The 225-nt window shown below is 32.9% G+C and carries 1 pseudogene; it reads right to left on the bottom strand.

The annotated features are described in order from the left end of the window. Positions 1 to 225, bottom strand: a pseudogene (locus FOT98_RS30615) (RNA-guided endonuclease InsQ/TnpB family protein); the annotation flags it as partial.

Here is a 225-nt window from a genome sequence, read left to right as displayed (position 1 = left end):
GTGTGATAACCATTTTTGTACTTTTTGAACGAATGTTTTCTCGCCGTATCAAAATCTTTTGAAGCCTGTTTAGGAACTTGTGCGTTGATGTCATTTAAGCACTCATATCTCTTTCGCTTCTTGATCCTTGTAAATCGTTTCTGTAAAGCTAACTGTGAAACAGATTTTCCAAATAGCTTATAGTATCTATCACTCATTCTTTTACAATAGTTATAAGCAAATCTT

Source organism: Bacillus sp. HY001 (genome assembly GCF_007558965.1).
Lineage (GTDB): Bacteria > Bacillota > Bacilli > Bacillales > Bacillaceae_G > Bacillus_A > Bacillus_A mobilis.
The sequence above is the reverse complement of the archived record's forward strand: the minus strand, read 5'-3'. Positions and strand labels throughout refer to the sequence as shown.